General features: G+C 59.3%; 40 protein-coding genes. All 40 read left to right on the top strand.

Translation table 11 applies throughout. From position 1 onward, the window contains the following. Nucleotides 1-492: EF-Tu C-terminal domain-related protein (locus KOL99_RS21510; RefSeq protein ID WP_268898968.1), on the top strand; the 492-nt coding region annotated here is incomplete at its 5' end. 111 nt (nt 493-603) lie between these two features. Continuing rightward, nucleotides 604-912 carry a 30S ribosomal protein S10 gene (gene rpsJ / locus KOL99_RS21505; RefSeq protein ID WP_012529365.1) on the top strand — a complete coding sequence of 103 codons (309 nt, stop codon included), beginning with the start codon at nt 604-606 and terminating at the stop codon, nt 910-912. A gap of 20 nt (nt 913-932) precedes the next feature. Continuing rightward, a complete protein-coding gene (gene rplC, locus KOL99_RS21500; RefSeq protein WP_216512500.1) occupies nt 933-1568 on the top strand; it encodes a 50S ribosomal protein L3 in 636 nt (211 codons plus the stop codon). An 18-nt stretch (nt 1569-1586) separates the two neighbouring features. Further along, on the top strand, nt 1587-2210 hold the full coding sequence (gene rplD / locus KOL99_RS21495) for a 50S ribosomal protein L4 (protein ID WP_216512499.1): 624 nt from the start codon (nt 1587-1589) through the stop codon (nt 2208-2210). Next, on the top strand, nt 2207-2491 hold the full coding sequence (locus KOL99_RS21490; RefSeq protein ID WP_183350967.1) for a 50S ribosomal protein L23: 285 nt from the start codon (nt 2207-2209) through the stop codon (nt 2489-2491). Before rplD ends, KOL99_RS21490 begins: the two co-directional genes overlap by 4 nt. A gap of 22 nt (nt 2492-2513) precedes the next feature. Then, nucleotides 2514-3338, top strand: coding sequence for a 50S ribosomal protein L2 (gene rplB, locus KOL99_RS21485; RefSeq protein ID WP_216512498.1), 825 nt, complete (start codon nt 2514-2516; stop codon nt 3336-3338). Between the two features lie 26 nt (nt 3339-3364). Continuing rightward, the gene (rpsS, locus tag KOL99_RS21480; RefSeq protein ID WP_216500040.1) at nt 3365-3646 is read left to right on the top strand and encodes a 30S ribosomal protein S19; all 282 of its coding nucleotides are present in this window, start codon (nt 3365-3367) and stop codon (nt 3644-3646) included. A 20-nt stretch (nt 3647-3666) separates the two neighbouring features. After that, the gene (gene rplV / locus KOL99_RS21475) at nt 3667-4002 is read left to right on the top strand and encodes a 50S ribosomal protein L22 (protein WP_012529371.1); all 336 of its coding nucleotides are present in this window, start codon (nt 3667-3669) and stop codon (nt 4000-4002) included. A 21-nt stretch (nt 4003-4023) separates the two neighbouring features. Next, nucleotides 4024-4659 (top strand): 30S ribosomal protein S3, encoded by a 636-nt coding sequence (rpsC, locus tag KOL99_RS21470; protein WP_012529372.1) that lies wholly within the window; start codon nt 4024-4026, stop codon nt 4657-4659. 18 nt (nt 4660-4677) lie between these two features. Next, complete coding sequence (gene rplP / locus KOL99_RS21465) at nt 4678-5100, top strand: 50S ribosomal protein L16 (RefSeq protein ID WP_216512497.1); 423 nt, start codon at nt 4678-4680, stop codon at nt 5098-5100. After that, nucleotides 5090-5278, top strand: coding sequence for a 50S ribosomal protein L29 (gene rpmC / locus KOL99_RS21460; RefSeq protein WP_183350973.1), 189 nt, complete (start codon nt 5090-5092; stop codon nt 5276-5278). The genes rplP and rpmC overlap by 11 nt, the downstream gene beginning before the upstream one ends. A gap of 9 nt (nt 5279-5287) precedes the next feature. Beyond that, nucleotides 5288-5545, top strand: a complete 258-nt coding sequence (gene rpsQ, locus KOL99_RS21455) for a 30S ribosomal protein S17 (protein WP_183350975.1) — start codon at nt 5288-5290, stop codon at nt 5543-5545. Nucleotides 5546-5566: 21 nt separating this feature from the next. Then, nucleotides 5567-5935 (top strand): 50S ribosomal protein L14, encoded by a 369-nt coding sequence (gene rplN / locus KOL99_RS21450; protein ID WP_012529376.1) that lies wholly within the window; start codon nt 5567-5569, stop codon nt 5933-5935. Nucleotides 5936-5957: 22 nt separating this feature from the next. Beyond that, nucleotides 5958-6284 (top strand): 50S ribosomal protein L24, encoded by a 327-nt coding sequence (gene rplX, locus KOL99_RS21445; RefSeq protein ID WP_183350978.1) that lies wholly within the window; start codon nt 5958-5960, stop codon nt 6282-6284. A gap of 14 nt (nt 6285-6298) precedes the next feature. Next, nucleotides 6299-6838 carry a 50S ribosomal protein L5 gene (rplE, locus tag KOL99_RS21440; RefSeq protein ID WP_216512496.1) on the top strand — a complete coding sequence of 180 codons (540 nt, stop codon included), beginning with the start codon at nt 6299-6301 and terminating at the stop codon, nt 6836-6838. A gap of 21 nt (nt 6839-6859) precedes the next feature. Continuing rightward, nucleotides 6860-7042 (top strand): type Z 30S ribosomal protein S14, encoded by a 183-nt coding sequence (locus KOL99_RS21435; RefSeq protein ID WP_216512495.1) that lies wholly within the window; start codon nt 6860-6862, stop codon nt 7040-7042. A gap of 35 nt (nt 7043-7077) precedes the next feature. Next, nucleotides 7078-7476 (top strand): 30S ribosomal protein S8, encoded by a 399-nt coding sequence (gene rpsH / locus KOL99_RS21430; protein ID WP_216512494.1) that lies wholly within the window; start codon nt 7078-7080, stop codon nt 7474-7476. 25 nt (nt 7477-7501) lie between these two features. Continuing rightward, nucleotides 7502-8041, top strand: a complete 540-nt coding sequence (gene rplF / locus KOL99_RS21425; protein ID WP_216512493.1) for a 50S ribosomal protein L6 — start codon at nt 7502-7504, stop codon at nt 8039-8041. Between the two features lie 21 nt (nt 8042-8062). Next, nucleotides 8063-8431, top strand: coding sequence for a 50S ribosomal protein L18 (rplR, locus tag KOL99_RS21420; protein ID WP_216512492.1), 369 nt, complete (start codon nt 8063-8065; stop codon nt 8429-8431). 21 nt (nt 8432-8452) lie between these two features. Continuing rightward, complete coding sequence (rpsE, locus tag KOL99_RS21415) at nt 8453-8941, top strand: 30S ribosomal protein S5 (protein WP_216512491.1); 489 nt, start codon at nt 8453-8455, stop codon at nt 8939-8941. Between the two features lie 17 nt (nt 8942-8958). Beyond that, the gene (gene rpmD, locus KOL99_RS21410) at nt 8959-9135 is read left to right on the top strand and encodes a 50S ribosomal protein L30 (RefSeq protein WP_216512490.1); all 177 of its coding nucleotides are present in this window, start codon (nt 8959-8961) and stop codon (nt 9133-9135) included. 21 nt (nt 9136-9156) lie between these two features. After that, nucleotides 9157-9597: a 50S ribosomal protein L15 gene (gene rplO / locus KOL99_RS21405; protein WP_216512489.1), complete on the top strand. Its 441-nt coding sequence runs from the start codon at nt 9157-9159 to the stop codon at nt 9595-9597. 2 nt (nt 9598-9599) lie between these two features. Then, nucleotides 9600-10907, top strand: a complete 1308-nt coding sequence (secY, locus tag KOL99_RS21400; RefSeq protein ID WP_216512488.1) for a preprotein translocase subunit SecY — start codon at nt 9600-9602, stop codon at nt 10905-10907. 9 nt (nt 10908-10916) lie between these two features. Then, complete coding sequence (locus tag KOL99_RS21395) at nt 10917-11567, top strand: adenylate kinase (RefSeq protein ID WP_216512487.1); 651 nt, start codon at nt 10917-10919, stop codon at nt 11565-11567. Then, nucleotides 11564-12310 carry a type I methionyl aminopeptidase gene (map, locus tag KOL99_RS21390; protein WP_216512486.1) on the top strand — a complete coding sequence of 249 codons (747 nt, stop codon included), beginning with the start codon at nt 11564-11566 and terminating at the stop codon, nt 12308-12310. The genes KOL99_RS21395 and map overlap by 4 nt, the downstream gene beginning before the upstream one ends. Nucleotides 12311-12342: 32 nt before the next feature. After that, a complete protein-coding gene (rpmJ, locus tag KOL99_RS21385) occupies nt 12343-12456 on the top strand; it encodes a 50S ribosomal protein L36 (protein ID WP_012529389.1) in 114 nt (37 codons plus the stop codon). 15 nt (nt 12457-12471) lie between these two features. Further along, nucleotides 12472-12840, top strand: a complete 369-nt coding sequence (rpsM, locus tag KOL99_RS21380) for a 30S ribosomal protein S13 (protein ID WP_183351001.1) — start codon at nt 12472-12474, stop codon at nt 12838-12840. Nucleotides 12841-12855: 15 nt separating this feature from the next. Then, nucleotides 12856-13251, top strand: coding sequence for a 30S ribosomal protein S11 (gene rpsK / locus KOL99_RS21375; RefSeq protein WP_216512485.1), 396 nt, complete (start codon nt 12856-12858; stop codon nt 13249-13251). 59 nt (nt 13252-13310) lie between these two features. Further along, entirely contained in the window at nt 13311-13937 is a 627-nt protein-coding gene (rpsD, locus tag KOL99_RS21370) for a 30S ribosomal protein S4 (RefSeq protein WP_216500051.1), read from the top strand. Between the two features lie 33 nt (nt 13938-13970). Beyond that, complete coding sequence (locus KOL99_RS21365; RefSeq protein WP_199396291.1) at nt 13971-14990, top strand: DNA-directed RNA polymerase subunit alpha; 1020 nt, start codon at nt 13971-13973, stop codon at nt 14988-14990. Between the two features lie 42 nt (nt 14991-15032). Beyond that, complete coding sequence (gene rplQ, locus KOL99_RS21360) at nt 15033-15563, top strand: 50S ribosomal protein L17 (RefSeq protein WP_216512484.1); 531 nt, start codon at nt 15033-15035, stop codon at nt 15561-15563. Between the two features lie 189 nt (nt 15564-15752). Beyond that, the gene (gene smc, locus KOL99_RS21355; protein WP_216512483.1) at nt 15753-19286 is read left to right on the top strand and encodes a chromosome segregation protein SMC; all 3534 of its coding nucleotides are present in this window, start codon (nt 15753-15755) and stop codon (nt 19284-19286) included. Nucleotides 19287-19355: 69 nt separating this feature from the next. Then, nucleotides 19356-19715: a roadblock/LC7 domain-containing protein gene (locus tag KOL99_RS21350; protein WP_216512482.1), complete on the top strand. Its 360-nt coding sequence runs from the start codon at nt 19356-19358 to the stop codon at nt 19713-19715. Continuing rightward, a complete protein-coding gene (gene ftsY / locus KOL99_RS21345) occupies nt 19715-20923 on the top strand; it encodes a signal recognition particle-docking protein FtsY (protein WP_216512481.1) in 1209 nt (402 codons plus the stop codon). The genes KOL99_RS21350 and ftsY overlap by 1 nt, the downstream gene beginning before the upstream one ends. Before the next feature lie 55 nt (nt 20924-20978). Then, nucleotides 20979-21155 carry a cell division protein ZapB gene (gene zapB / locus KOL99_RS21340; RefSeq protein ID WP_216512480.1) on the top strand — a complete coding sequence of 59 codons (177 nt, stop codon included), beginning with the start codon at nt 20979-20981 and terminating at the stop codon, nt 21153-21155. Between the two features lie 4 nt (nt 21156-21159). After that, the gene (locus KOL99_RS21335) at nt 21160-21441 is read left to right on the top strand and encodes a cell division protein ZapA (RefSeq protein ID WP_216512479.1); all 282 of its coding nucleotides are present in this window, start codon (nt 21160-21162) and stop codon (nt 21439-21441) included. A gap of 316 nt (nt 21442-21757) precedes the next feature. Further along, on the top strand, nt 21758-22339 hold the full coding sequence (locus KOL99_RS21330; RefSeq protein ID WP_216512478.1) for a 5-formyltetrahydrofolate cyclo-ligase: 582 nt from the start codon (nt 21758-21760) through the stop codon (nt 22337-22339). 2 nt (nt 22340-22341) lie between these two features. Continuing rightward, complete coding sequence (gene rny, locus KOL99_RS21325; RefSeq protein WP_407931864.1) at nt 22342-23937, top strand: ribonuclease Y; 1596 nt, start codon at nt 22342-22344, stop codon at nt 23935-23937. Next, entirely contained in the window at nt 23927-24715 is a 789-nt protein-coding gene (locus KOL99_RS21320) for a TIGR00282 family metallophosphoesterase (RefSeq protein ID WP_216512476.1), read from the top strand. Before rny ends, KOL99_RS21320 begins: the two co-directional genes overlap by 11 nt. Nucleotides 24716-24813: 98 nt before the next feature. Beyond that, nucleotides 24814-26025, top strand: coding sequence for a tyrosine--tRNA ligase (gene tyrS / locus KOL99_RS21315; RefSeq protein WP_216512475.1), 1212 nt, complete (start codon nt 24814-24816; stop codon nt 26023-26025). The last annotated feature ends 587 nt before the right edge of the window (nt 26026-26612 follow it).

Here is a 26612-nt window from a genome sequence, read left to right as displayed (position 1 = left end):
GTCGAGCGCGGCATCGTGAAGGTCGGCGAGGAAGTCGAGATCGTCGGCATCAAGGCCACCACCAAGACCACCGTTACCGGCGTCGAGATGTTCCGTAAGCTCCTCGACGAAGGCCGCGCTGGCGACAACATCGGCGCGCTGCTGCGCGGCGTGAAGCGTGAGGAGATCGAGCGTGGCCAGGTTCTCGCCAAGCCGGGCTCCATCACCCCGCACACCAAGTTCAAGGCCGAGGCCTACATCCTGTCCAAGGAAGAGGGCGGCCGTCACACCCCGTTCTTCAACGGCTACCGTCCGCAGTTCTACTTTAGGACCACCGACGTTACCGGCGTGGTTGACCTCGAGGCCGGTGTCGAGATGGTTATGCCGGGCGACAACGTCTCGGTAACCGTCAACCTGATCACCCCGATTGCAATGGACGAAGGTCTGCGCTTCGCAATCCGCGAAGGCGGCCGTACCGTCGGTGCAGGGGTTGTCGCCTCCATCATCGAGTAAGAATAGAAAAACATACGGTTTTCAGGTCCGGGTTTCCGGGCGGGCACGACGAGTGTCCCTCCCGGAAACTTCGGCTGTAAACTGAAAAACTTGTTTCATCACGAGGAAGAGATGCCTAGTCAGAAAATTAGAATCCGCTTGAAAGCATACGACCACAAGCTCCTTGATACTTCCGTTGGCGAGATCGTCGACACCGCCAAGAGGACCGGCGCACGCGTTGCCGGCCCGATTCCGCTGCCGACCGTCATCAACAAGTACTGCGTGCTGCGTGGACCGCACGTCGACAAGAAGTCGCGCGAGCAGTTCGAGATCAGGACCCACAAGCGCCTGATCGACATCCTCGAGCCGACTCAGCAGACTGTCGACGCTCTGATGAAACTCGACCTCTCCGCCGGTGTGGACGTCGAGATCAAGCTTTAATACAAGGATAGGAAGTCGACATGAATAAGGGATTGATTGGGAAAAAACTGGGCATGACCCAGATATTTGCCGAGGACGGCAGGCGCATCGCCGTGACCGTCGTCGAGGCAGGGCCGTGCGTCGTCCTCCAGAAGAAGACCGTCGAGAAGGACGGCTACAGCGCCATCCAGGTCGGTTACGGTGCGAAGGAGGCCGCCAAGGCCAACGCGGCCCAGGTGGGTCACTGCAAGAGCGCCGGCGCAGGCGTGTTCACTCACTACCGTGAGCTGCGCATGGACGACACCAGCGCCTACAACGTGGGCGACGTGATCGAGGCCGGCGTGTTCGCAGAGGGCGACCTGGTCGACGTGACCGGCACCTCCATCGGTAAGGGTTTCGCCGGCGTCATCAAGCGCTGGGGCTTCAAAGGCGGTCGGTCGAGCCACGGCTCCCGTTTCCACCGCGCTCCGGGCTCCATCGGCTGCTCCGCGACCCCCTCCAGGGTTTTCAAGAACAAGAAGATGCCGGGCCAGCTCGGTAACGAGAAGGTGACCGTGCAGCGCCTGAAAGTTGTGCGCGTGGACGCTGCTGACAATCTGATTCTGCTCGGTGGAGCGATCCCCGGTTCCGCCAACGGCGTGGTCCTGATCAAGGACTCCGTCAAGGCGACGAGATAACGGGGGCTGGAGATAGACATGGCAAAGTTAGACGTATTTGACATCAAAAAAGCAAAGGTCGGTGAGATCGAAGTCTCCGACGCCGTCTTCAACGACGACGTGCGCGAGTACCTGATCCACGAGGCCGTCAAGATCCAGCTCGCTAACCGCAGGCAGGGTACCGTAGCGGTCAAGAACCGCGCCGCGGTTTCCGGTTCCGGCAAGAAGCCGTTCAAGCAGAAAGGCACCGGCCAGGCCCGTCAGGGTTGCGCCAGGGCGCCCCAATATCCGGGCGGCGGCGTGGCTTTCGGCCCGCAGCCGAAGACCTACAACCTCTCCATGAACAAGAAGGCGAGGAAAGCAGCTCTCAGAAGCGCACTCTCCATGCTCTATAAGAAAGAGGCGATCACTGTACTGAACAGCTTTGAGCTTCCTTCCATCAAGACAAAGGCATTTGTCGAGGTACTAAATGCTTTTAACCTTGACAAGACGCTCGTTATCACAGATACTGCGAATCTTGTTTTGGAGCTTTCCGCCCGCAATGTGAAAAACGTCAAGGTGCTGGGCCCGGAAGGTCTCAACATTTTCGACATCATGAAATACCAGAGCGTCGTCTTTACCGAGGCCGCCGTTCGTCGTGTTGAAGGAGCATTACAGTCATGAACATCTATGACGTCATAAAGAAACCGCTCATCACTGAGAAAACCACGGTAGAGAAGGACGACAAAAACGTCATCGCTTTCGTGGTGAACGGCGCCGCCAACAAGATCGAGATCAAGGCCGCCGTCGAGCAGCTCTTCAACGCGCAGGTTGCCGCCGTGAACACCGTCAACGTGGCCGGTAAGACCAAACGCACCGCGAGGGGCATCGGCAAGCGTTCCAACTGGAAGAAGGCGTACGTGACCCTGAAAGAGGGCTCCAACGTCGACTTCTTCGAAGCATAAAAAATCTGTGGGGATTTAGATAATGGCTATCAAAACTTACAAACCTACTTCTCCGGGTAGAAGGGCGCAGACCTGCTCGACCTTCGAGGAGATCACTGCCTGCAAGCCTGAGAAATCTCTTGTTGAGAACCTCAAGAAGAGCGGCGGCAGAAACTCGAACGGCCGCGTTACTTCCAGGAACGTCGGTGGCGGTCACAAGCAGAAGTACAGGATCATCGACTTCCGCCGCGACAAGATCGACATCCCGGCCAAGGTTGCCACCATCGAGTACGACCCGTGCCGCAGCGCGCGCATCGCACTCCTGAACTACGCCGACGGCGAGAAGCGCTACATCCTGGCTCCGCTCGCCCTGAAAGTGGGCGACACCGTTATCTCCAGCGAGCAGGCTGACATCAAGCCGGGCAACGCGCTCCCCATCAGGTGCATCCCGCTGGGTACCATCATCCACAACATCGAGCTGAAGATCGGCAAGGGTGCGCAGCTGGCCCGTTCCGCCGGCACCTTCGCCCAGCTCATGTCCAAGGAAGGGAAGTACGCCCAGGTGAAGCTCCCCTCCTCGGAAGTCCGCATGATCCTCATGGATTGCAAGGCGACCATCGGCCAGGTGGGCAACGTGGATCACGAGAACGTCTCCATCGGCAAGGCAGGTCGTTCCCGCTGGCTCGGCGTTCGCCCCCACGTAAGGGGCGTCGCGATGAACCCGGTCGACCACCCGCACGGCGGTGGCGAGGGCAGGACCTCCGGCGGCCGTCACCCGGTAACCCCGTGGGGTATCCCCACCAAGGGCTACAAGACGCGCACCAACAAGCGGTCCACGGCCTTCATCGTGAAGAAGCGCAGCAAATAACTCATCTGGATAGAGGATTTTAAAAGATGGCAAGATCTATAAAGAAGGGGCCTTTCGTTGACGCACATCTGGAAGCGAAAGCCCAGGCAGAACAGGCCGGCAGCAAGAAGGTGATCAAGACCTGGTCGCGTCGTTCGACCATCATCCCGGAATTCATCGGGCTCACCTTCGCGGTGCACAATGGCAAGAAGTTCATCCCTGTGTTCGTCACTGAGAACATGGTCGGCCACAAGATGGGCGAGTTCTCACCTACCAGAACCTTCTACGGCCACGCTGCTGACAAGAAGAGCAAGCTCAAGAAGAAGTAAGGTCCTAAAGGAGTTTTGTAATGGAATCATCCGCTAAATTATCCTCTGTCCGCCTCTCCCCGAGGAAAACACGCCTGGTCGTGGACCTCGTCAGGGGCAAGGGCATTCAGACTGCGCTGAACACCCTGCGTTTCTCGCCGCAACCGTCGGCGAAGCTTATCTCGAAGCTCCTTTCCTCGGCCGTTGCCAACGCCGAGCAGAAGGGTTGCTCCGATGTGGACAAGCTCTTCGTCAAGACGATTTTCGTCGACGGCGGCGCGGTACTTAAGCGCTTCACCCCCCGCGCCATGGGCCGGGCTAGCAAGATCAGAAAACCGACGAGCCACATTACCGTGGTCCTTGCGGAAAAGAAATAAGAACGGGTCGGAGGTGATGTTTTGGGTCAGAAAGTAAATCCTATAGGTTTCAGGCTCGGGGTTATCAAAACCTGGGATTCCAAATGGTACGCGGAAAAAGATTATGCGAAGCTTCTTCACGAAGACCTGAAGCTGCGCAATTTCCTTAAAAAAAGGCTGTATCATTCCGGCGTCTCCAAGATCGAGATCGAGCGCGCTGCGGGCAAGGCGAAGATCAACATCTTCACCGCACGTCCGGGCCTGATCATCGGTAAGAAGGGCTCCGAGGTCGAGACCTTGAAGAAGGAGCTGGCCAAGCTCACCGACAAAGAGGTCTACCTTAACATACAGGAAGTCAGGAAGCCGGAGCTGGACGCGCAGCTCGTAGCCGAGAACGTGGCCATGCAGCTCGAGCGCCGCATCGCTTTCAGGCGCGCCATGAAGAAGAGCGTCACTTCGACGCTCAAGTTCGGCGCCAAAGGGATCAGGATCACCTGCTCCGGTCGCCTGGGTGGGGCAGAGATGTCGAGGACCGAATGGTACCGCGAAGGTCGGGTGCCGCTGCACACGCTGCGCGCCGACATCGACTACGGTTTTGCCGAGGCGAAGACCACCTACGGTATCATCGGCGTAAAAGTGCTCCTCTTCAAGGGTGAAGTGCTCTCCGCTAAAAAATAGGAACAGGAGTTTTTTGCGATGTTAATGCCCAAGAAAGTTAAGCATAGAAAACAGATGAAAGGGCGCATGACCGGCACCCTGCAGCGCGGCGTCGAGCTTGCGTTCGGTGACTTCGGTCTGCAGGCAACCGAGTGCGGCTGGCTGGATTCCCGCCAGATCGAGGCCGCCCGTATCGCCATGACCCGTTACATCAAGAGGGGCGGCAAGATCTGGATCCGTATCTTCCCGGACAAACCGCTCACGGCGAAACCCGCCGAGACCCGTATGGGTAAGGGGAAAGGCTCCCCGGATTCCTGGGTCTGCGTCATCAAGCCTGGCCGCGTCCTGTACGAAATGGAAGGGGTCAGCGAGGAAGTGGCGCGCGAGGCATTCCGGCTTGCGGCGCACAAGCTCCCCGTAGCCACCAAGTTCATCACGAGGGCGGAAATCAATGAAGGCTAACGAACTTAAAAACGCGACGGCAGCAGAGCTTGAGACCAAGAGCGCCGAGCTTACCAAGGAACTCTTCAACGTGAAGTTTCAGCTTCACACCGGGCGTCTTGAGAACACCGCCAAAGTGGCGAACCTCAGAAAAGACATCGCCCGCGTGAAGACCATACTCCGCGAAAAGAGAGGCTAAGAGATAGATATGAGCGAAAGAGGCAACAGGAAAACTCAGATCGGCGTGGTCGTCTCGGACAAGATGGACAAGACCGCAGTGGTAAAGGTCGACCGCCTGGTGAAGCACCCCGTCTACAACAAATACATCAAGCGCTCCGCCAAGTACAAGGCGCACGATATCGACAACTCCGCCAAGATCGGCGACCGTGTTCTTATCGTGGAAACCCGTCCGCTTTCCAAGGACAAGCGCTGGAAGATCAGACAGATTATCGAGTCCAAGGCTTAAGGGCTCGCCGGGAGTTAAACAATGATTCAGATGCAGACACTATTGGACGTGGCGGACAACTCCGGCGCGAAGAAGCTCTTTTGCATTAAAGTGCTCGGCGGCTCCAAGCGCCGTTACGCCGGGATTGGCGACATCATCGTCGCTTCCGTCAAGGAAGCTCTCCCCAATTCGAAGGTGAAGAAAGGCGACGTGGTGAAGGCTGTCGTGGTGCGTACCGCCAAGGCTGTGGGGCGTCCGGACGGCTCCTACATCCGTTTCGACACCAACTCCGGCGTGGTCATCAACAACGCCAAGGAGCCGGTCGGCACTCGTATCTTCGGGCCGGTCGCCAGGGAACTTCGCGCCAAGAAGTTCATGAAGATCATATCCCTCGCCCCCGAGGTACTTTAAGACTAGATCCTGGAGAATAGAGATGCTGGGCAAAAAATTACATGTAAAGAAAAACGATACCGTCGTTATCACCACGGGTAAGGATCGTTCCAAGAGCGGCAAGGTGCTCTCCATCCATCCGAAGAAGGACGGCGTTATCGTCGAGGGGATCAACGTGGTGAAGCGCCACGTGAAACCCCGCGGTTCCGAGCAGGGGGGCATCCTGGAGAAGGAAGCACCGGTGCACATTTCCAACGTGATGCTGCTCTGCGGAAAGTGCAACAAGCCCGTAAGGACCAGGACCACCGTTCTGGAAGACGGAAAAAAGGCGCGCTGCTGTGTCAAATGCGGCGAGTCCTTTGACAAATAGTTTTGGAGGATTCAATGGCACGGCTGGCTGAGCTTTACAATAAAGACATGGTCCCCCAACTGATGAAGGACCATAACTACAAGAACATCATGGAAGTCCCCAAGCTCGTGAAAATCGTGCTGAACATGGGCCTGGGCGAAGCGATCCAGAACGTCAAGATCCTGGATTCGGCCGCCGAGGAACTGGGCGCCATCGCGGGCCAGAAGCCCGTGATCACGAAGGCAAAGAAGTCCATCGCGGGCTTCAAGCTGCGCCAGGGCATGCCGATCGGCTGCTCGGTGACGCTGCGCCGCGAGAAGATGTACGAGTTCCTCGACCGCCTGATCAGCGTCTCGCTGCCGCGCGTGCGTGACTTCAAGGGGATCAACGGCAAGGGCTTCGACGGCAAGGGTAACTACTCCCTGGGCATCAAGGAGCAGCTGATCTTCCCCGAGATCGATTACGACAAGGTCGACAAGATCAAGGGTCTCAACATCACGATCGTGACCACGGCAAAGACCGACGCTGAGGGCAAGGCGCTTCTCAAGCTTATGGGCCTGCCGTTCAGGAACTAATACAGGTTTTGGAGGAATTCCGTGGCTAAGACATCTATGATCATAAAAGCTCAGAGGGCCAAGTACAAGGTACGCGAGCGTAATCGCTGCAACATCTGCGGTCGCCCGAGAGCATACTACCGGAAATTTGAAATGTGCAGGATCTGCCTGAGGAAGTACGCTAACTCCGGCCAGATTCCCGGTGTGATAAAGTCCAGTTGGTAAAAAGATTCCGCTTTAGGAAAGAGGAGTAGCTTCATATGTGCATGACAGATCCAGTTGCCGACATGCTGACCAGAATCAGGAACGCTGGTATGGCAAAACACCAGAAAGTTGACATTCCTTCGTCGAACCTCAAGGTGAGCCTCGCCACGGTGCTGCGCACCGAGGGCTTCATCAAGAACTTCAAGGTCATCGCTGACAACAAGCAGGGCATCCTGCGCGTCTACCTGAAGTTCATCGACGAGAAGGATCCGGTCATCAACGAGATCAAAAGGATCAGCAAGCCGGGCGGCCGGGTCTATGTCCACTCCGACAAGATCAAGCAGGTGAAAAACGGACTGGGCGTCGCCATCCTTTCGACCTCCAAGGGGCTGGTAACCGACAAGACCGCGCGCGAGCTGGGCATCGGCGGCGAGGTCCTGTGCACGGTCTGGTAGTCATTTTCGCTTTAAGGAGCTTTGCATGTCTAGAATAGGAAAACTTCCCATCGCGATCCCTGCGGGGGTGAAAGTCATATACAGCGCGCCGGAGATTAAGGTCGAGGGCCCGAAAGGGAAACTCGCCCGCGTCCTCGGCGACGGCGTCACCATCGACGTGACCGGTGAGGCCATCACCGTGACCCGCAAGGACGACACCATCAAGTCCCGCTCGGCCCACGGCCTGACCAGGACCCTGATCAACAACATGGTCACCGGTGTCTCCAAGGGGTTCGAGACCCTGCTCGAGATCAATGGCGTCGGTTACCGCGCCGAGGTCAAGGGCAACGTGCTCAACCTGGCCCTTGGCTACTCGCACCCGATCAACTTCGAGCTCCCCGCCGGGATCACCGTCGAGGTGGACAAGATGACCAAGCTGAAAGTGCTCGGCATCGACAAGGAGCTGGTGGGGCAGACTGCCGCCAAGATCCGCGACTTCCGTGGACCGGAGCCCTACAAGGGCAAGGGTATCAAGTACGCTGACGAAACGATTCTGAGAAAAGCCGGCAAAACCGGTAAAAAATAGCAATTGCTAAGGAGAAGTGCCTTGAGTTCTTTAGCCCAAAAACAGGTAGCTCGTCTTAAGAGACAGACCAGGGTCAGGAAGAAAATTACCGGTTCGCCGGCACGCCCGAGACTGAACGTCTTCAAGAGTGCTCGTCACATATACGCTCAGCTGATCGACGATACCACTGGTGCGACGCTCGCCTCCGCCTCCACCCTGGTGGGCGAGGTAGCCGAAGGGCTTTCGTACACCGGCAACATCGAGGCAGCCGCCAAGGTTGGCGCCGCCATCGCCAAGAGGGCCCTCGAAAAGGACATCAAAGCGGTCGTCTTCGACCGTAACGGTTTCCTCTACCACGGTAGGATCAAAGCTCTGGCTGAAGCCGCACGCGAAAACGGTCTGTCCTTCTAGGGCAGGTAAGGAGGAATTAGTTTGCTTAAGATCAATGCCAGTGAAATGAATCTTACCGATAGGGTCGTCCATATCAGCCGCGTAGCCAAGGTGGTGAAAGGTGGCCGCAGGTTCAGCTTCTCCGCACTCGTGGTGGTAGGCGACGGTAACGGCGTGGTGGGCTACGGCCTGGGCAAGGCCAACGAGGTGCCCGAGGCGATTCGCAAGGGCGTCGAGCAGGCCAAGAAGAACCTCATCAAGGTTCCCATCGTGGCCGGCCAGACCATCCCCTTCGAGATCCTGGGCCACTTCGGCGCAGGCAAGGTGCTCATGATGCCCGCATCGGCGGGTACCGGCGTCATCGCCGGCGGTGCCGCCCGCGCGGTCTTCGAGTCCGCGGGCCTGCACAACATCCTCGCCAAGTGCCTGGGCTCGAACAACCCGCACAACGTGGTCAAGGCGGCCTTCGCCGGTCTTGCCCAGCTGAAGACTGCGGAAGAGCTGATGGCGCGCCGCGGCATCACCGAATAGTACTTAAGGAGCAGAACATGTCTGAACTGAAGGTTACGCTCGTGAAGAGCGGCATCGGTCAAACCGAGAAAATGAAGGGCCGCCTGCTCGGCATGGGGCTCACCAAGCGTGAGAAGACCGTGGTCCTGCAGGACACCCCGGAAATTCGTGGGATGATCGCCAAGGTCGCCCACCTGGTACGCGTCGAAGAGTAATTCCCCCTAAAGGTGACAATCATGCAATTGAATACCATCAAACCGGCCATCGGGTCGACCAAGAATAGAAAGCGCATCGGCAGGGGCACCGGCTCCGGCCACGGCAAGACCGCGACCAAGGGTCACAAGGGCCAGAAGGCACGCTCCGGCGGCTCCGTGAAGCCCGGCTTCGAGGGCGGCCAGATGCCGATGCACAGAAGGCTCCCCAAGCGCGGCTTCACTCCGCTCTCCAAGAAGGAGTACGCACTGGTGAACCTGTGCCAGCTCGAGATCTTCGAAGCCGGCAGCGTGGTGGACGCAGAGGCGCTCCTGAAGAGCGGCCTGATCTCCGGCGTTCGCGACGGCATCAAGGTGCTCGGCACCGGCGATCTGACCCGCGCTCTGACCATCAAGGCTCACAAATTCAGCGCCTCCGCTCGCGAAAAAGTCACTGCGGCAGGTGGTTCCATCGAGGAGATCTAGTCTTGATAGAAGCCTTCCAGAACATTTTCAAGATCCCCGAGCTTAAAAAGAAGGTCCTCTTTTCGCTGGCCATGCTGGCCGTCTACCGGGTAGGGTGTCACATCCCTACTCCGGGCATCGACGCCCAGGCCCTCGCGCAGTTCTTCAAGGCTGCCCAGGGCACGCTGCTCGGTATGTTCGACATGTTCTCTGGCGGGGCTCTCGAGAAGCTCACCGTCTTTGCCCTCGGCATCATGCCGTACATCTCCTCTTCCATCATCTTCCAGCTCCTGACCGTGGCGGTCCCCGCCATCGAGAAACTCTCCAAGGAGGGTGACGCCGGCAGGAAGAAGATCATCCAGTACACCCGCTACGGCACCGTGGTGCTGTCGGTGGTGCAGGCTTTCGGTATCTCCATCGGCCTCGAGGCGATGCGCGGACCGGCCGGCGAACTGGTGGTACCGAACCCGGGCTGGAGCTTCCGTCTGATGACGGTGATCACGCTGACCGCGGGCACCGCCTTCATCATGTGGCTGGGCGAGCAGATGTCCGAGAAGGGTATTGGCAACGGCATCTCCCTGATCATCTTCGCCGGCATCGTGGCCCGCATCCCGAACGCCCTGGGCAACAGCTTCCGCCTCATCAAGACCGGCGAGCTTTCCCTGTTCCTGCTGCTCTTCGTGTTGGCCGTGATGTTCCTGGTCATCGCCGCAGTGGTCTTCATGGAGCGCGGCCAGCGCAGGATCCCGATCCACTACGCCAAGAGGGTGGTGGGGCTTAAGACGGTCGGCGCGCAGAGCTCGCACCTGCCGCTCAAGGTGAACATGGCCGGGGTCATCCCGCCGATCTTCGCCTCGTCGATCATCATGTTCCCGGCCACGGTCGGCAACTTCATCGACGTTCCCTGGGTGCAGGCGGCATCGAAGCAGCTGGCTCCCGGAAAGTTGCTCTACGAAATTTTATTTGTTGCCTTTATCGTCTTTTTTTGCTATTTCTACACGGCTGTGACTTTCAACCCGGTTGACGTCGCCGACAACGTCAAGAAGCAGGGCGGTTACGTGCCCGGGATCCGTCCCGGCAAAGAGACCTCCGACTTTCTGGACGCGGTGCTCACCAAGCTGACCTTCGCGGGTGCCATTTACATCTCCGCGGTCTGTGTGCTCCCTTCGATCCTGATCGGGAAATTCAACCTTCCCTTCTATTTCGGCGGCACGTCGCTGCTGATCGCGGTCGGCGTCGGCATGGACACCTTGGCCCAGATCGAGGCGCACCTGATTACGCGCAGCTACGAAGGGTTCATGAAAGGCGTTCGCATCCAGGGTAGAAAATAGGAGGCCCCGATGAACCTCATCCTCCTTGGACCCCCGGGCGTAGGCAAGGGGACCCAGGCGAAACTCCTCATAGACAGGTTTGGTATCCCGCAGATATCGACAGGCGATATACTGCGGGCTGCCGTTAAAGAGCTCACCCCGATGGGGATCAAGGCTAAGGGGTTCATGGACTCCGGCGCGCTGGTACCTGACGAGGTAGTAATAGGGATCGTGGAAGAGCGTCTGGCGCAGCCGGACTGTCTGAAGGGTTTCATCCTGGACGGCTTTCCGCGCACCGTGCCCCAGGCCGACGCACTTTCCCAGGTCCTCTCCGGCATCGGCAAGAAGATCGACCACGTGGTCTCGCTTTCCGTGAACAAGGACGAGCTCTTGAAGCGTCTCACCGGTAGACGCGCCTGCTCTAAGTGCGGCGCCGGCTACCATGTCGATTTCGCTCCGGCCAAGGTCGCAGGGGTCTGCGATGCCTGTGGCGGTGAGCTGTTCCAGCGCGAGGACGACAAGGAAGAGACCATTCTGAACCGGCTCGCAGTGTACGAGGCGCAGACCTCTCCGCTGATCTCCTACTACCAGACCGCCGGGCTGCTTCGCTCGGTCAACGGTCTCGGCAGCGTGGAGGGGATTCAGGCCGAAATCGTCGCTGTACTGCAGGACGCGCGGTGATAGTACTCAAATCCCGGGCCGAGATCGAGAAGATGGCGGCCGCCGGCAAGATGGTCGCCGAGATACTCGTCGGCCTGAGAGAGATGGTGGCCCCGGGGGTGACCCTGGCACAGCTGGACGCATACGCCGAGAGGGAAACGCTGAAGAGGAAGGCGAAGCCAGCCTTCAAGGGTTACAGCGGCTTCCCCTTTTCGCTTTGTTGCTCGGTGAACGAGCAGGTGGTGCACGGATTCGCCACGCAGCGGGCCCTGGTCGAAGGCGATATCGTCAGCCTGGACTTCGGGGTGCTGCACAACGGTTTCTACGGCGACTCCGCCATAACCGTCCCGGTAGGCCGGATCTCCGATGCCGCTGCCAGGCTGATCAAGGCCACCGAGGAATCGCTTTACCGCGCCATCGAGGTCGCCGACACCGCGCACCGGTTGTCTGACATCGCCCACGCGGTCCAGTCACACGTCGAGGCGCGCGGCTTCTCCGTGGTGCGCGACTTCGTGGGGCATGGCATCGGCAAGGAACTGCACGAGGGGCCCCAGATCCCCAACTTCGGCGCCCCCGGCAAGGGCCCCAAGCTGAAAAGCGGCATGGTGCTCGCCATCGAGCCGATGATCAACGAGAAGGGGTACGACGTGAAGGTGCTGGAGGATGGCTGGACGGCGGTGACCGCCGACGGCGGGCTCTCGGCGCACTTCGAGCACACGGTAGCAATAACGGACAACGGTCCGCTGATACTTACGAAAATCTAGATTGGCAAAACGTCTTCAAAAGGAAGTGAACTATGAAGGTTCGGGCATCGGTTAAGAAGATCTGTGTAAAGTGCAAGATTGTCAAGCGCAAGGGCATAGTCCGCGTCATCTGCGAGACCCCCAAGCATTCACAGAGACAGGGCTAATAGGAGGAGCTGGCATTGGCACGTATCGCAGGGGTAGATTTACCCAGGAATAAGAGAATAGAGATCGCACTGACCTACATCTACGGCATCGGCAGGTCTCTCTCCCAGGAAATTCTTACGGCAACCGGCGTGGACATGAACACCCGTTGCGACAACCTGACCGAGGCGGAAGTCTCGAAAATCAGGGAGTATATCGATAAGAACGTGAAGGTCGAAGGTGACCTGCGCCGCGACATCTCCATGAGCATCAAGCGTCTCATGGACCTCGGGTGCTATCGTGGTCTTCGTCACAGAAAAGGTCTTCCCTGCCGCGGGCAGCGTACCAAGACCAATGCACGCACCAGGAAAGGGCCGGCTCGTACGGTCGCTGGCAAGAAGAAATAAGATTCTGGAGGGATAATGGCGAGCCCGGCTAAGAAGGTCGTTAAGAAGAAAAAAGAGAGAAAGAATATTCCCACTGGCGTAGCGCACATCCAGGCTACGTTCAACAATACCATGATCACCATCACCGACCCGGTCGGTAACGTGATTGCCTGGTGCACCTCCGGTGCCAAGGGCTTCAAAGGCTCCAGGAAGAGCACCCCGTTCGCAGCCCAGATGGCTGCCGAGGATGCCGCCAAGAAGGCCCAGGAGCACGGTATGCGCACCATCGAAGTGTACGTGAAGGGCCCCGGCTCCGGCCGCGAGTCCGCGCTGCGCGCTCTGCAGGCTGCCGGCTTCGCCGTCAGCTTCATCCGCGACGTAACGCCGATTCCGCACAACGGCTGCCGTCCCCCGAAGAGAAGAAGAGTCTAGGACCGTATCGACGGACCTGGCGTTACGGAACTATCAGTTAGGATCATAGGAGGTCTTCATTGGCTAGGTATACAGGGCCCTCATGCAGGCTGTGCAGGCGCGAAGGATCGGAACTTTTTCTTAAAGGCGAGCGTTGCTACACCGACAAGTGCGCCATCAAGAGAAGGAGCTATCCGCCGGGACAGCACGGGCAGGGTCGCATAAAAGTTTCTGATTACGGTGTTCAGCTGCGCGAAAAACAGAAGGTACGTCGTATCTACGGCATCCTCGAGAACCAGTTCCGCGGATACTTCGAGACCGCAGACCGGATGAAAGGTGTGACCGGCGAAAACCTCCTCTTCCTCCTGGAGAGAAGGCTCGACAACGTCGTCTACCGTCTCGGTTTCGCCGCCTCGCGCGACGAGGCACGTCAGCTGGTGCGTCACAGCCACTTCACCCTCAACGGGCGTAAGGCTAACATCCCCTCCATCCAGGTGAAGGCGGGCGATGTGATCCAGCTGCGCGAGAAGAGCCGCAAGATCGCTGTGATCGGGGAATCCCTCGAGGCCGTGGTTCGCCGCGGTATCCCGCAGTGGCTCGAACTGGACAAGGATGCTTTCAAAGGCACCGTGAAGACCAGCCCGGTGCGCGAAGACATCACCATGCCGATTCAGGAGCAGTTGATCGTCGAGCTCTACTCCAAGTAAAGGCTGACCAACAACCGATACAGGGGGATCTAAATGTATAGAAATTGGCGCGATCTGATCAGGCCGAAGAAGCTCCAGGTTGAGACAGAATCGCTGACTAATACATACGGCAAGTTCTACGCCGAGCCTTTCGAAAGGGGGTTCGGTACCACCCTGGGAACGGGGCTGCGTAGGGTCCTCATCTCCAGCCTGCAGGGGGCGGCCATCGTCTCCGTCAAGGCAAAGGGCGTGCTGCACGAATTCTCCGCAGTCCCGGGCGTTACCGAGGACATGACGGATATCATCCTCAACCTGAAAGGGGTGCGCCTCAAGGTGCACGGCAACGAGTCCCGGATGATCCGGATCGTGCAGAAGGGTGAAGGGGTGGTCAAGGCGAAGGATATCATCACCGACAACAACGTCGAGATCCTGAACCCGGAACATCACATCGCAACCTGCTCCAAGGACGCCAATCTGGAGATGGACCTCATGGTGAAAGTCGGCAAGGGGTACGTCCCGGCTGACCGCAACCGTGACGAGAAGGCACCGGTCGGGACCATCCCGATCGACGCGATCTTCTCCCCGGTTCACAAGGTGAACTTCACCGTTACCAACGCTCGCGTGGGTCAGATCACCGACTACGACAAGCTTACTATCGAAGTCTGGACCGACGGCAGCGTGAAACCGCAGGACGCGGTTGCTTACGCTTCCAAGATCCTCAAGGACCAGCTCTCCATCTTCATCAACTTCGATGAGGACGTGGAGCCCCAGGAGGAGGCGGAGCCGGAAGAGGAGCGCGAGCGCTTCAACGAGAACCTCTACCGCTCGGTCGACGAGCTCGAGCTCTCGGTTCGCTCCGCCAACTGTCTGAAGAACGCCGGTATCAAACTGATCGGCGAACTGGTCTCGAGGACCGAGGCAGAAATGCTGAAGACCCAGAACTTCGGCAGGAAATCGCTGAACGAAATCAAGGACATCCTGGTCGACATGGGTCTCACCCTCGGCATGAAACTGGAGAACTTCCCGGATCCCGAGATCATGAGGCGCCTGCGCGGCGAGCAGAAAGAAGAATAGTCCATACGACTTCATTTATAGATCGAAAGGAAGTGAAAAGATATGCGTCACAACAGCGCGGGTAGAAGATTAGGTAGGACCACAAGCCATAGGATCGCTATGTTCAGGAACATGGTGACCTCCTTTCTCCAGCATGAAAAGATCACCACGACCGATGCCAAGGCGAAAGAGCTCCGCTCCATCGCCGAGAAGATGATCACCCTGGGCAAGAAGGGCGACCTTCACGCCACCAGGCAGGCAGCGGCCTACATCCGCGACAAAAAAGTCGTGACCAAGCTTTTCACCGAGATCGCCCCGCGTTATGCTGAGCGTCAGGGTGGCTACACCAGGATCATCAAGCTCGGCATCCGTCCGGGCGACACCGCTCCGGTGTCCGTGATCGAACTGGTCGAGGCAGAGCTTACTCCGAAGAAAGCCGCCAAGCCGGCTGCCAAGGCTGCCAAGGCCAAGGCACCCAAGGCTGCTCCGGCAGTCGAGGCAGCTCCGGCTGCTGAAGAGGCCGCGGTTGTGGAAGAGGCACCGGTAGCGGAAGCTCCGGCAGCTGAGACCACCGAGGAAAAAACCGAGGCGTAATTGCCCACCGGTTGCAAAGAGTGAAGAAGGGACACGGGAAGCCGTGTCCCTTTTTTCGTTGCCCCACCCGGCACGGGCGGACCCTGCCCTGTGCCGCCGTCCTTTCGACCTGGCGTCCCCGCAAGTCCCCAGCCACGCCCGCCTTTCCCCTTTACATTAAAACCCCCTCTCTGATAAGATGCGCTGCTCATGAAAATCAAAAGACTCGAAATCCACGGATTCAAATCCTTTCAAGATAAGGCCGTTCTGGACTTCAACCAGCCCATCACCGGTGTGGTTGGTCCCAACGGTTGCGGCAAGTCCAACGTGGTCGACGCGATCCGCTGGGTCATGGGAGAACAGTCCGCCAAGAACCTGCGCGGCAAGTCGATGGAAGACATCATCTTCAACGGCACCGAGTTCAGGAAGCCTTTGGGCATGGCCGAAGTATCCCTGTTCTTCTCCACGGAGGACGGCCGCGTCCCCGCCAAATACCTCAACTTCTCCGAGATCCAGGTCACCCGCCGCCTCTACCGGGACGGCGAGAGCGACTACCTGTTGAACAAGACCCCCTGCCGTCTGCTCGACATTGCCGAGTTGTTCATGGACACCGGCATCGGCGCCAAGGCCTACTCGATCATCGAGCAGGGCAAGATCGGCATGATCCTGCACGCCAAGCCCGAGGAGCGCCGCTTCCTGATCGAGGAGGCAGCCGGGGTTACCAAGTTCAAGGCACGCAAGGTCGTCGCCATGAAGAAGATGGAGGCGACCCGCCAGAACCTCTTGCGCATCGGCGACATCATCTCGGAGATCAAGCGCCAGATGAACGGGCTGCAGCGCCAGGCCAAGAAGGCCGAGCGTTTCCGCGAGGTCCGGCAGGAGCTCAAGGAGATCGAACTCCTCTTCGCCGCCAAGGGGTACGCGGGAGTAGAGAAGGAACGCAACGGTCTGGAACGCGAGATCGCCGAGCTCGAGTCGAAGCTCGTGGACGTGACCGCCAGGCTCAACGACGCTGAGCTCTCCGTCGAGGAGAAACGGCTCGCCCTGTTGGAGACCGAGCGGCAGCTGACCGCCGCGCAGGAAGAGATCTTCCGCTGGAAGAGCGAACTGCAGGGTGGGGAAAACCGCCTCGAATTCCAGCGCAAGGAGCTGGTCAACCTGGAACGCCACGGCGCCCGTTTCGAGGAGGAACTCCAGGGGCTGCGCGACCAGCTCGCCAATTCGGAGAAAGAGATCGGTGCCTTGCAGGCGCAGCGAGTCTCGCTGCACGAGGACCTGGCCCGCGAGAGCGAGTCGCTCGAGTACCGCGAATCGCTCCTTGAGGAGATGGCCGCCGGCGAGGCCGGGGTAACCCGGGAGCTTGACGAGACACGGCGTGCCATGTTCGCCGCGCTCTCCGAGGGGGCGCAGGCAGCCAACCAGCACGCCGCGGCGCAAAAGCGTCTGGCCGGACTCGCCGACCGCCTCCAGGCCAGCCAGAGGGAGCGCGTCCTTCTCGGCGAGCGGCTTTTCGAGGCGAACAGCAAGGTCGATGCCCTGAAGCAGGAGCGCGAGCAGCTTGCCCGGGACAAGGCGCAGGCGGACGAAGAACTGACCATGGCAGGGAGCCGGGAAGCCGGGCTCAAGCAGGCGCAGGAGGCCGGTGACAAGCTGCTGCAGCAGCGCCGCGACCAGCTTTCCGCCGCGGCATCCCGCCTGAAGTCTCTTCAGGAGTTGGAGGCTCAGTTCGCCGGGTACGGCCAGGGCGTGCGCAACCTGCTCCTCGCCGAACCGTTCAAGAACGCATCGCTCACCATGATTGCGGATGCGCTCGAGGTGGAAGAGGAATTCGAGGTGGCCCTTGAGGCCGTCCTCGGCGACCGCTTGCAGTATCTCCTGTGCGAGTCATCCGCGACCGCGCTCGACGCCGTTGCGCATCTCAAGGGAAGTGCCGGCGGCCGCTGCAGCTTCGTGACCGCACCCCCGTGGCGCCAGCAGGTCAAGGAGACGCCGGCCGGGGCAGCCCCGCTTTGGGAGCGGGTCACCGTGCCGAAGCAGCACGCCCACCTGGTCGAGCCCCTTCTTAGCGGCGCCTACCTCGCCCGCGACCTAGACCACGCCCTCGAGCTCGCCGCATCGTTCCCGGCCTCGACCTTCGTGACCCTGGAGGGCGACCTCGCCCACGGCGGTGGCATCGTCAATGGCGGCTCTCCTGAGCCGGCACAGCAGGGGATCATTCACAAGAAGAGGGAGATCAAGGCGCTGGGTGCGGAAGTCGAGCGCCTGGAGGCCGAGGTTCAAGAGCTGGCCGTGGCGCGCGACCAGAGGAAAGGTGAGATCGCCGACGCCGAGGCGCACCGCGTCGAATTGCGCCAGACCCTGCATCGCCTCGATATCCGGATCGTCAACGCCGAGAAGGACCTGCAGACCGCGTTGTCCGAGTGCCGTCGCATCGAGGAAAACGGCGCGGTGCGCGAGGCGGAAGAAGAGCAGTTGGCCGAGGAGCAGTCACTGGTCTCCGGGGAGTTGGCCCAGGCCGATGCCAGGCGGGCCCAGGCCGAGGAGCGCAAGGCGGCCCTCGAGAAGACCGTCGAGGCCCTGCAGGGGCGCCTGGAGGGATCTCGCTTCGAGATGGAAGAGGCGCGCGAGATGGTGACCTCGATGAAGGTTCGCGTCGCCGCGCTCCGGGAGAAAGGTGAGTCGACCGAACGGGCGCTGCGCCGCGTCGAAGGGCTCTGCGCCGACCTCGCCAACCGTATCGCGTCCCGCACCAGGGAATTGGAAGGTTCCGGCGACGAGCGGACCCGCCTCTTGGCCGCGATAGCGGAAGGTGAAGAAGCGCTGCGCGCGGTGGTCAAGCAGCAGTTGGCAAGCGAACAGGCTCTGCTGCAGGTGAAGGACAGGTATGAGGCTGAGGCCGCCAAGGTTCAGGAGGAAGAGGCGCTGCTGAAAGGTATGCGCGCCGATGCCGTCGCGGTGAGGGAGCAGTTGAATGCGAAGAGCCTGCGTCTCACCGAGGTGAGCATGCGGCTTGCCCACCTGGAGGAAACCCTCAAGGAAAAGCACCGCATGGAGATCGCCGACGCGCTGCTCAACTACTCTAAGGTGGAGTGGGACGAGGTTGAAAGTACCAGGCGCCAGACGGAACTGCAGAAGATCATCAATGAAATGGGCGAAGTGAACCTGATGGCCATCGAGGAGTTCAAGGAGATGGAGGAGCGCTTCTCCTTCCTCTCCAGTCAGAAAGACGACCTCGAGGAGTCGATGAACGCTTTGCAGAAGGCGATCCAGCGCATCAACCGCACCACGAGAAAGCGCTTCCTTGAGACCTTCCAGATGGTGAACGAGAAGTTCCAGACCATCTTCCCGCGCCTGTTCTGCGGCGGTCACGCCGAACTGCGCCTGACCGACGAAGAGGATCTGCTCAACACCGGCCTGGAGATCGTGGTACAGCCCCCGGGTAAGAAACTGCAGAACGTGTCGCTTCTGTCGGGTGGCGAGAAGGCGCTTACCGCCGTTGCGCTCATCTTCTCCATCTTCCTGATCAAGCCTTCGCCGTTCTGTCTGCTGGACGAGGTCGACGCGCCGCTCGACGACGCCAACATCGGCCGGTTCAACGACATGGTGCGTGAGATGAGTGCCAACTCCCAGTTCATCATCATTACCCACAACCGTGCCACCATGGCCGTCGCCGACACACTGTACGGTGTCACCATGGAAGAGCCCGGTGTTTCTAAGCTAGTGTCGGTGCGCCTGAACCGTTAACCCGGTTGCCCCCGGTCCACGAGTCCACCGGGTCCACCACTGTTACAATTTTCACGGTAGGAGCTTGACGTGCCCTTCAAGAGACTGTTGACTACACTGGTTGAATCGGTGCCCGGTGGCAATGGCGCCATCCTGGCCGACTGGGAGGGGGAAGCCGTCGAGCAGTTTTCCCATGGCGACCCCTTTGAAATGAAGGTGACAGCTGCGCACTGGGGCATCGTGCTTACCCAGCTCAAGGGCGTGCACGAGAAGTTCACCACCGGAGCCGTGCAGGAAACGGTGATCAGCACCGACGAGCAGTATGTCATCGTGGGGGCCGTCGGCGACGACTATGCCTTGGTGATGACCATGGACCGCAAAGCCCTGCCGCTCTTGGCCCTGAAGAAGTTCCGGGACACCGCACAGCTTTTGCATAAGGAGATTTATTGATGGCCGAGGAAAACAAAGGATTTTTCAAAGGTCTTTTCAAAAAGCTCGGTATCGGTGGCGCCGAGGAACCTGCCGAGACTGCCGGCGAGCGCCCTGACGCAGAACAGGAGCGCCAGGAGGAACAGACCGCAGCCCCTCAGCAACCGCCCGTTGCCACGCCTCCGGTGCAGGCACAGCCGGCCCCGCCTGTCGCCACGCCTGTGCCCGAACCTCTCGCCCCGGCCCCGCGCCAAGTCTGGACCGAACCCACCACCCCGGCGCCTGCATCGGCACCCGAACCAGTTGAACAGGCCAAACCGAGCTTCTTCGATCGCCTCAAGCGCAGCCTAAGCAAGACCCACGAGACCATCATCGGCCGGGTCGACACGCTCTTGCTGGGCAAGAAGCAGATCGACACCGACACCCTTGAGGAGTTGGAAGAGATCCTGATCACCGCCGACCTCGGCGTAAAGACCACGGTCGACCTGATCCGCACCCTGGAACAGCGCCTAAAGCGCGATGAGTTGCAGGATGGCGCCGCGCTGAAGAGGGCCTTGAAGGAAGAGATCCAGCTGCGCCTCCTGGAGCATCATGCGCCGCTGATAGTCAGTGACAAGAAACCGTTCGTCATCATGGTGATCGGGGTGAACGGCGTCGGCAAGACCACCACCATCGGCAAACTCGCGGCGCGCTACGCCGGCGAAGGGAAAAAAGTACTCTTGGCCGCGGCAGACACCTTCCGGGCCGCCGCAGCTGAGCAGCTTGAGACCTGGGCGAAACGCGTGGGCGCCGACATCGTGCGCCACAAGGAAGGCGCCGACCCCTCCGCCGTTGTATTCGACGCCTGCAAGGCGGCCATCGCGCGCGGTACCGATGTCCTCATCATCGATACCGCCGGCCGCATGCACACCAAGGTCAACCTGATGGAGGAGATGAAGAAGATCCGCCGGGTGCTGACCCGCGAGATTGCGGACGGCCCGCACGAGACGCTGCTGGTGCTGGACGCCGCGACCGGGCAGAACGCGCTCTCCCAGGCGAAGCTGTTCAAGGAAGCCGCCGACGTCACCGGCGTTGTGCTGACCAAGCTCGACGGCAGCGCCAAAGGGGGCATCGTCGTAGCGGTCAGTCATGAATACGCACTGCCCGTCAGATTCATTGGCGTGGGGGAGTCCGTAGAGGATCTCCGGGCCTTCGATCCGGTCCAGTTCGTAGACGCGCTTTTCCAATGATAGCCTTGACTTTTGGGCACTTATCGCATATGATTTTGCCGCAAAAGGTGAAATAATGAGTGATGAGCTGTTTAATGAGCTAGAAGGGCGGCTAAATTCTCTAATTAATATCGTGGGCGAGTTGAAACTCGAGAACGATCAGCTGAGAAAAGAGAACTGCCGGCTTCATGAAGAACGGGCCGGTTTGAAGGCCCGCATAGATGCAATACTGAAAAAGTTGGAAGGGGTCTGACCGCTTGATCGCCACGCACAGCATCAGAGTCCTGGGGCGAGAGCTCCAGGTGAAGAGTGTTGCGACACCCGAGCACGTGGCGCAAGTCGAGGCCCTGGTCAACGAGAAGCTGGCGGAGGCGGAAGCCAAGGTCAGCGGCGGCGACACCCAACTAGTAGTGATCCTGGCGTTGATGAATTTGGCTGAAGCCTGTCTGGACGCCCGGAAGCAATTGGCAGAAGAGCAGCGGACCTGCAGCGAGCGGGTAGCGGGGCTCATTGAACGGCTGGACCGGCAACAGTTGTAGAGTTTCAGGTCTCTTGCGGGAGATTCAACATATAGCTGATTGGTTGTACGGTTGCAAAGCTTTGCCAGAACCTGCGTGGAGAGGTAGTTCCTCCGCGTTTGCTGATAGTAGCCTACAGACGTTAAGCAGCATGTCCAGGGGTTAATGGCTGCATTTACATAAAGTTCAAATTTGGCGCTTCATTTGAACGCGGCCCACTCTATCAAAACCTGTCAACGCAACACCCGTCGCACCCTCAGCACTCCCCCACCAGAGCACCTGTCTCTACGGTCGGCCTTGCCGTCCACCTTCTGAACCAACACGGAACTACAGCTTTATGCCCAAGCGTGCCCATAGAGCCGCGACCCTTGCCCGACGCCGTGAGCTGTCCAAGCCGCAGGTGGCGTCGCTGAGCCTGGCCCTGCAACAGCGCTTCCTTGCTCTGCCCGAATATCAGGCGGCCAGGACGCTGGTGCTGTATGCGCCGATCCACCACGAAGTGGATACCGCGGCGGTAGCTGCCGCGGCCCTGGCATCAGGCAAGCGCTTACTCTATCCGGCAGTTGTGGGTGATGATTTGAAGTTCTGCCAGGTGGCCGCTCTCACCGAGCTCGCCGCCGGCAGGTACGGCATCCCGGAGCCTCAGGGCGAAGGGTATGATCCGGCGGAGGCGGACCTCATCGTGGTACCGGGAGTGGCTTTTGACCTGTGCGGGCGCCGCATCGGTTATGGCAAGGGGTACTATGACCGGTCGCTGCACCGCCTGGAAGGAAGCGGGAAGCTGGTGGCGTTTTGCTACGACTTCCAACTGCTTCAAGAGATAGCCGGCGAGCCGCACGACGTGACGATGGATTTGATCGTCACCGAGAGTCGGGTGGTTCGCGTTAATAAACATATATGTGAGGGGGAGCAACGGTGAAAATCGACATAACTATTGCCATATTGCTGGTGCTTGTCGCGGCCGCCATCGGGTACGTGATAGGCAACGTCCTGCGCAAGAAACTCTCGGATTCCCTGGTGACCAACGCTGAGACGCTGGCTGCCAAGATGATCGAGGATGCCAAGCGTCAGGCAGAGGTCGTTGCCATGGAGGCAGCCGTCCAGGCAAAGGACGTGGTGTACCAGGCCAAGGAAGAGCTGGAAAGGCAATTTGAACAAGAAAGCCGCGAGAAGCGTCGCGACCTGCAGGCCCTGGAGAAGAGGCTGCAGCAGAAAGAAGAAAACCTCGACAAGAAGACCAACCTCTTTGACCAGCGTGACTCAGACTTCCTGAAGAGGGAGCAGGCGCTGGCCGTACGCGAGCAGTCCCTGGTGAATAAGGAACAGGGGCTTGCCCAGAAAGAAGAGAAGCTGGACGCCCTGGTGGGCGAGCAGAAGGCGAAGCTCGAGCAGATCGCCGGCATGACCGCCGCCGAGGCCAAGAAGTACCTGATGGATTCCATGGAAGACGAAGCGAAGCTCGACGTCGCCAAGCTGATCAAGGTGATGGAGGAAGAGGCCAGGGAAACCGCCGACAAGAAGGCCAAGGAAATCCTGGCTCTCGCCATGCAGCGTTACGCCGGCGAGTACGTTGCCGAGCGCAGCGTTTCCGTGGTGACCCTCCCCTCCGACGAGATGAAGGGCCGCATCATCGGCCGCGAAGGACGCAACATCAGGGCTCTCGAGGCAGCCACCGGCATCGACCTGATCATCGACGACACCCCCGAGGCGGTCATCCTTTCCGGCTTCAACCCGGTCCGGAGGGAAGTGGCCAAGCTGTCGCTGCAGAAACTCATCGCCGACGGCAGGATTCACCCGGGCCGCATCGAGGAAGTCGTAGCGAAATCCCAGGAGGAGATCGAGCAGGCCATGAAGGAGGCCGGTGAGCAGGCTGCCTTTGACTTGGGCGTGCACGGCATCCACCCGGAGATCCTGAAGCTCATCGGGCGCCTGAAGTACCGCACCTCCTACAGCCAGAACGTTTACCAGCACTCGCTGGAAGTTGCTTTCCTCTGCGGCATCATGGCCGCCGAGCTCGGCATCAATGTGAAGCAGGCCAAGAGGGCCGGCCTTCTGCACGACCTCGGCAAGGCCGTGGACCACGAGATCGAAGGTTCCCACGCCGTCATCGGCGCGGACATCGCCAAGAAATACGGCGAGTCTCCGAAGATCGTCCATGCCATCATGGCGCACCACGAGGACGAGAAACCGGCGACGGTCCTTGCCGTCCTGGTGCAGGCCGCCGACGCGCTCTCCGGCGCTCGTCCGGGTGCCCGCCGCGAGATGATGGAAACCTACGTGAAGCGTCTGGACGACCTGGAAAGAATCGCCACCTCCTTCGACGGCGTCCTCACTTCCTTCGCCATCCAGGCTGGCCGCGAGATCCGCGTCATGGTATCCAGCGAGCAGGTGACCGATGATCGCGCGCTGGTTCTGGCCAAGGATATCGCCAAGAAGATCGAAACCGAGATGACCTACCCTGGCCAGATCAAGGTCAACGTGATCAGGGAAACCAGGGCAACCGAATATGCCCGTTAAGCTTCTCTTCATAGGGGACGTGATTGGCAAGCCGGGGCGCGAGGCGCTCTCTCGCGAGCTGCATAGGATCGTCGACCGGCACATGGTCGACCTGGTGATAGCCAATGGCGAGAACGCGGCCGGCGGCTTTGGCCTCACCGAAGAGACCGCCCAGGATCTCTTCAAGTGCGGTGTCCAGATGATCACCTCCGGAAACCACATCTGGGACAAGAAGGACGCCCTCGAGTACATAAAGCGCGAGGATCGCATCGTGCGCCCCGCCAACTACCCCGAGGGCACCCCCGGTAAGGGGACCACCATCGTCAAGACCCCCGGTGGGGTCAAGGTTGGCATCCTAAACCTGGAAGGGCGGGTGTTCATGAACAATCTGGACTGCCCGTTCCGTTGCGCCGATCGCGAGATCGCGAAACTGAAAGAAGAGACCCCGATTGTTTTCGTCGACTTCCATGCCGAGGCCACCAGCGAGAAGGTCTCGCTTGGGTGGTACCTGGACGGAAGGGTCGCCGCGGTAATCGGTACCCATACCCACGTGCAGACCGCCGACGAGCGCATTCTCACCGCCGGTACCGCCTACATGACCGATGCCGGCATGACCGGATCCTTCGATTCCGTCATCGGGGTGAAGAAGGAAGAGGCCATCCTCAAGTTCGTCACTCAGCGCCCATCGAAGTTCGAAGTCGCCAAGAAGGACATCCGGATTAACGCGGTCGTTGTCGAAGTGGATGAGAAAACTGGTTTGGCCCTGAACATCGAAAGAATTAATATCGCCTGCGGATAGCCCCGCAGCTGTGCTCCCCTCCGATGTTGCCGTACGTCCCCTCGCCCAACGGGAGAGGGACTGGGTGAGGGGGGTGGAATAATACTGGAGGGAATGTGATGACCGTTGCAGAGCAGATGGAGATTATCAAGAGGGGCGCCGTAGAAATCCTGGTGGAGAAAGAGCTGGTAGAGAAGCTCGATAAATCCGCCAAGACCGGCGTTCCGCTCAAGATCAAGGCCGGTTTCGATCCGACCGCGCCCGACCTGCATCTGGGGCACACCGTGCTGCTGCACAAGATGCGTCAATTCCAGAAGCTCGGCCACGAGGTGTATTTTCTGATCGGCGACTTCACCGGCATGATCGGTGACCCTACCGGCAAATCCGAGACCCGCAAGGTTCTTACCCGCGAAGACGTCCTGAAGAACGCGGAAACCTACAAGGAGCAGGTCTTCAAGGTTCTTGATCCCAAGCTCACCAAGGTGGTGTTCAACTCCGAGTGGCTCGGGAACATGACCGCATCGGACATGATAGGGCTCGCCTCCAAGTACACCGTTGCCCGGATGCTCGAGCGTGAAGACTTCAGCAACCGCTTCTCCAACCAACTCCCGATCAGCATCCACGAGTTCATGTACCCGCTGGTCCAGGGCTACGACTCGGTGGCACTCAAGGCGGATGTCGAGTTGGGCGGCACCGACCAGAAATTCAACCTCCTTGTGGGGCGTGAGCTGCAGAGGGAGTGGGGGCAGGCGCCGCAGTGTGTCATTACCGTGCCGCTTCTCGAAGGTCTGGACGGCGTCAACAAGATGAGCAAGTCCCTTGGCAACTACATCGGCATCAATGAGCCGGCCGATGAGATCTACGGCAAGGTGATGTCCATCTCCGATGAACTGATGATTCGTTACTACGAGCTGTTGAGTGACCTCACCATGGTCGAGTTCGAGCAGTTGAAGGCCGATCTTAAGAGCGGGGCGGTACACCCGATGGAGGCCAAGAAGCAGTTGGCGCGCGAGATGGTCACCCGTTATCATGGGGCCGAGGCGGCAACTCAGGCCGACGAAAACTTTGTCAAACGTTTCAAGAACAACGAGACCCCCGACGAGATGCCCGAGTTCGCGATCAAGGCAGAGGGGGAGAAGGTTCTGTTGTGCAAGGTTCTGGCAGAGGCGCAGCTGGTAAAGTCCAACAGCGAAGGGCGGCGTTCCATCCAGGGCGGTGGGGTCAAAGTCAACGGCGAGAAGGTCTCCGATGAGAATCTGGAGATAGCCTGCAGCGGCGAGTACATCATTCAGGTCGGCAAGCGTCGCTTTGCCAAAGTATCTTTTGCCTAAAGTTTCAAAAGTCGACACCGATAAAGAGGGGGCGATGCGAAAGCATCGCCCTTTGTTTTTGTTTAGGACGTTGCCAGTCTACTCAGTCCACGGGTGTTTACAGCGTCCACCCCAAAGCCAGTCCTTCAGCCATTACAGCCGCTTCCCTCTGGTTAACAAAAACAAACAACAAACCCGTTGACGCAGTCAAAGGCATTTGTTATAACCACCCTCCGCTGACGAACGAACGCTTTTGTTTGGCAGCGGCCAACAAAAAAGCGTTGACAGCCGAAACGGCCTTTGCTATAAAGTTAAGCTTCGCAGTAACGACGATCTTTGCAACCGAATAGTTGAGCCGGCAGGAAGAAGGGCCACAGGAGCACCTCGCGGTGCGCTGGCCGCCTTTCTGGCACAACCTTCGGGTTATGCCACTGCAAAATGCCTCGAAAGTTTTTTGAAAGAAAATCTTGACAGGCGGCAGCGGTTCAGGTAGGGTGCTGAGTCTGTCGCAACACGGCGGCTTGGTCTTTGAAAACTAAATAGTAGACGAAACAGCATTTGCGAGTTTCAAAATGTAACAAGTCAGTTGTTTCAAACTAGAATCGGAT

It is taken from the genome of Geomonas azotofigens (genome assembly GCF_018919395.1).
In the GTDB taxonomy this organism is placed as follows: domain Bacteria; phylum Desulfobacterota; class Desulfuromonadia; order Geobacterales; family Geobacteraceae; genus Geomonas; species Geomonas azotofigens.
This window is presented reverse-complemented; position numbering and strand designations above follow the sequence as displayed.

Excerpts from the sequence above, each read along its gene's own strand:
- rpsJ (WP_012529365.1), top strand. The coding sequence starts at position 604 with ATGCCTAGTCAGAAAATTAGAATCCGCTTGAAAGCATACGACCACAAG.
- rplC (WP_216512500.1), top strand. The coding sequence starts at position 933 with ATGAATAAGGGATTGATTGGGAAAAAACTGGGCATGACCCAGATATTT.
- rplD (WP_216512499.1), top strand. The coding sequence starts at position 1,587 with ATGGCAAAGTTAGACGTATTTGACATCAAAAAAGCAAAGGTCGGTGAG.
- KOL99_RS21490 (WP_183350967.1), top strand. The coding sequence starts at position 2,207 with ATGAACATCTATGACGTCATAAAGAAACCGCTCATCACTGAGAAAACC.
- rplB (WP_216512498.1), top strand. The coding sequence starts at position 2,514 with ATGGCTATCAAAACTTACAAACCTACTTCTCCGGGTAGAAGGGCGCAG.
- rpsS (WP_216500040.1), top strand. The coding sequence starts at position 3,365 with ATGGCAAGATCTATAAAGAAGGGGCCTTTCGTTGACGCACATCTGGAA.
- rplV (WP_012529371.1), top strand. The coding sequence starts at position 3,667 with ATGGAATCATCCGCTAAATTATCCTCTGTCCGCCTCTCCCCGAGGAAA.
- rplP (WP_216512497.1), top strand. The coding sequence starts at position 4,678 with ATGTTAATGCCCAAGAAAGTTAAGCATAGAAAACAGATGAAAGGGCGC.
- rpmC (WP_183350973.1), top strand. The coding sequence starts at position 5,090 with ATGAAGGCTAACGAACTTAAAAACGCGACGGCAGCAGAGCTTGAGACC.
- rpsQ (WP_183350975.1), top strand. The coding sequence starts at position 5,288 with ATGAGCGAAAGAGGCAACAGGAAAACTCAGATCGGCGTGGTCGTCTCG.
- rplN (WP_012529376.1), top strand. The coding sequence starts at position 5,567 with ATGATTCAGATGCAGACACTATTGGACGTGGCGGACAACTCCGGCGCG.
- rplX (WP_183350978.1), top strand. The coding sequence starts at position 5,958 with ATGCTGGGCAAAAAATTACATGTAAAGAAAAACGATACCGTCGTTATC.
- rplE (WP_216512496.1), top strand. The coding sequence starts at position 6,299 with ATGGCACGGCTGGCTGAGCTTTACAATAAAGACATGGTCCCCCAACTG.
- rpsH (WP_216512494.1), top strand. The coding sequence starts at position 7,078 with ATGTGCATGACAGATCCAGTTGCCGACATGCTGACCAGAATCAGGAAC.
- rplF (WP_216512493.1), top strand. The coding sequence starts at position 7,502 with ATGTCTAGAATAGGAAAACTTCCCATCGCGATCCCTGCGGGGGTGAAA.
- rpmD (WP_216512490.1), top strand. The coding sequence starts at position 8,959 with ATGTCTGAACTGAAGGTTACGCTCGTGAAGAGCGGCATCGGTCAAACC.
- rplO (WP_216512489.1), top strand. The coding sequence starts at position 9,157 with ATGCAATTGAATACCATCAAACCGGCCATCGGGTCGACCAAGAATAGA.
- KOL99_RS21395 (WP_216512487.1), top strand. The coding sequence starts at position 10,917 with ATGAACCTCATCCTCCTTGGACCCCCGGGCGTAGGCAAGGGGACCCAG.
- rpmJ (WP_012529389.1), top strand. The coding sequence starts at position 12,343 with ATGAAGGTTCGGGCATCGGTTAAGAAGATCTGTGTAAAGTGCAAGATT.
- rpsK (WP_216512485.1), top strand. The coding sequence starts at position 12,856 with ATGGCGAGCCCGGCTAAGAAGGTCGTTAAGAAGAAAAAAGAGAGAAAG.
- KOL99_RS21365 (WP_199396291.1), top strand. The coding sequence starts at position 13,971 with ATGTATAGAAATTGGCGCGATCTGATCAGGCCGAAGAAGCTCCAGGTT.
- rplQ (WP_216512484.1), top strand. The coding sequence starts at position 15,033 with ATGCGTCACAACAGCGCGGGTAGAAGATTAGGTAGGACCACAAGCCAT.
- smc (WP_216512483.1), top strand. The coding sequence starts at position 15,753 with ATGAAAATCAAAAGACTCGAAATCCACGGATTCAAATCCTTTCAAGAT.
- ftsY (WP_216512481.1), top strand. The coding sequence starts at position 19,715 with ATGGCCGAGGAAAACAAAGGATTTTTCAAAGGTCTTTTCAAAAAGCTC.
- zapB (WP_216512480.1), top strand. The coding sequence starts at position 20,979 with ATGAGTGATGAGCTGTTTAATGAGCTAGAAGGGCGGCTAAATTCTCTA.
- KOL99_RS21330 (WP_216512478.1), top strand. The coding sequence starts at position 21,758 with ATGCCCAAGCGTGCCCATAGAGCCGCGACCCTTGCCCGACGCCGTGAG.
- KOL99_RS21320 (WP_216512476.1), top strand. The coding sequence starts at position 23,927 with ATGCCCGTTAAGCTTCTCTTCATAGGGGACGTGATTGGCAAGCCGGGG.
- tyrS (WP_216512475.1), top strand. The coding sequence starts at position 24,814 with ATGACCGTTGCAGAGCAGATGGAGATTATCAAGAGGGGCGCCGTAGAA.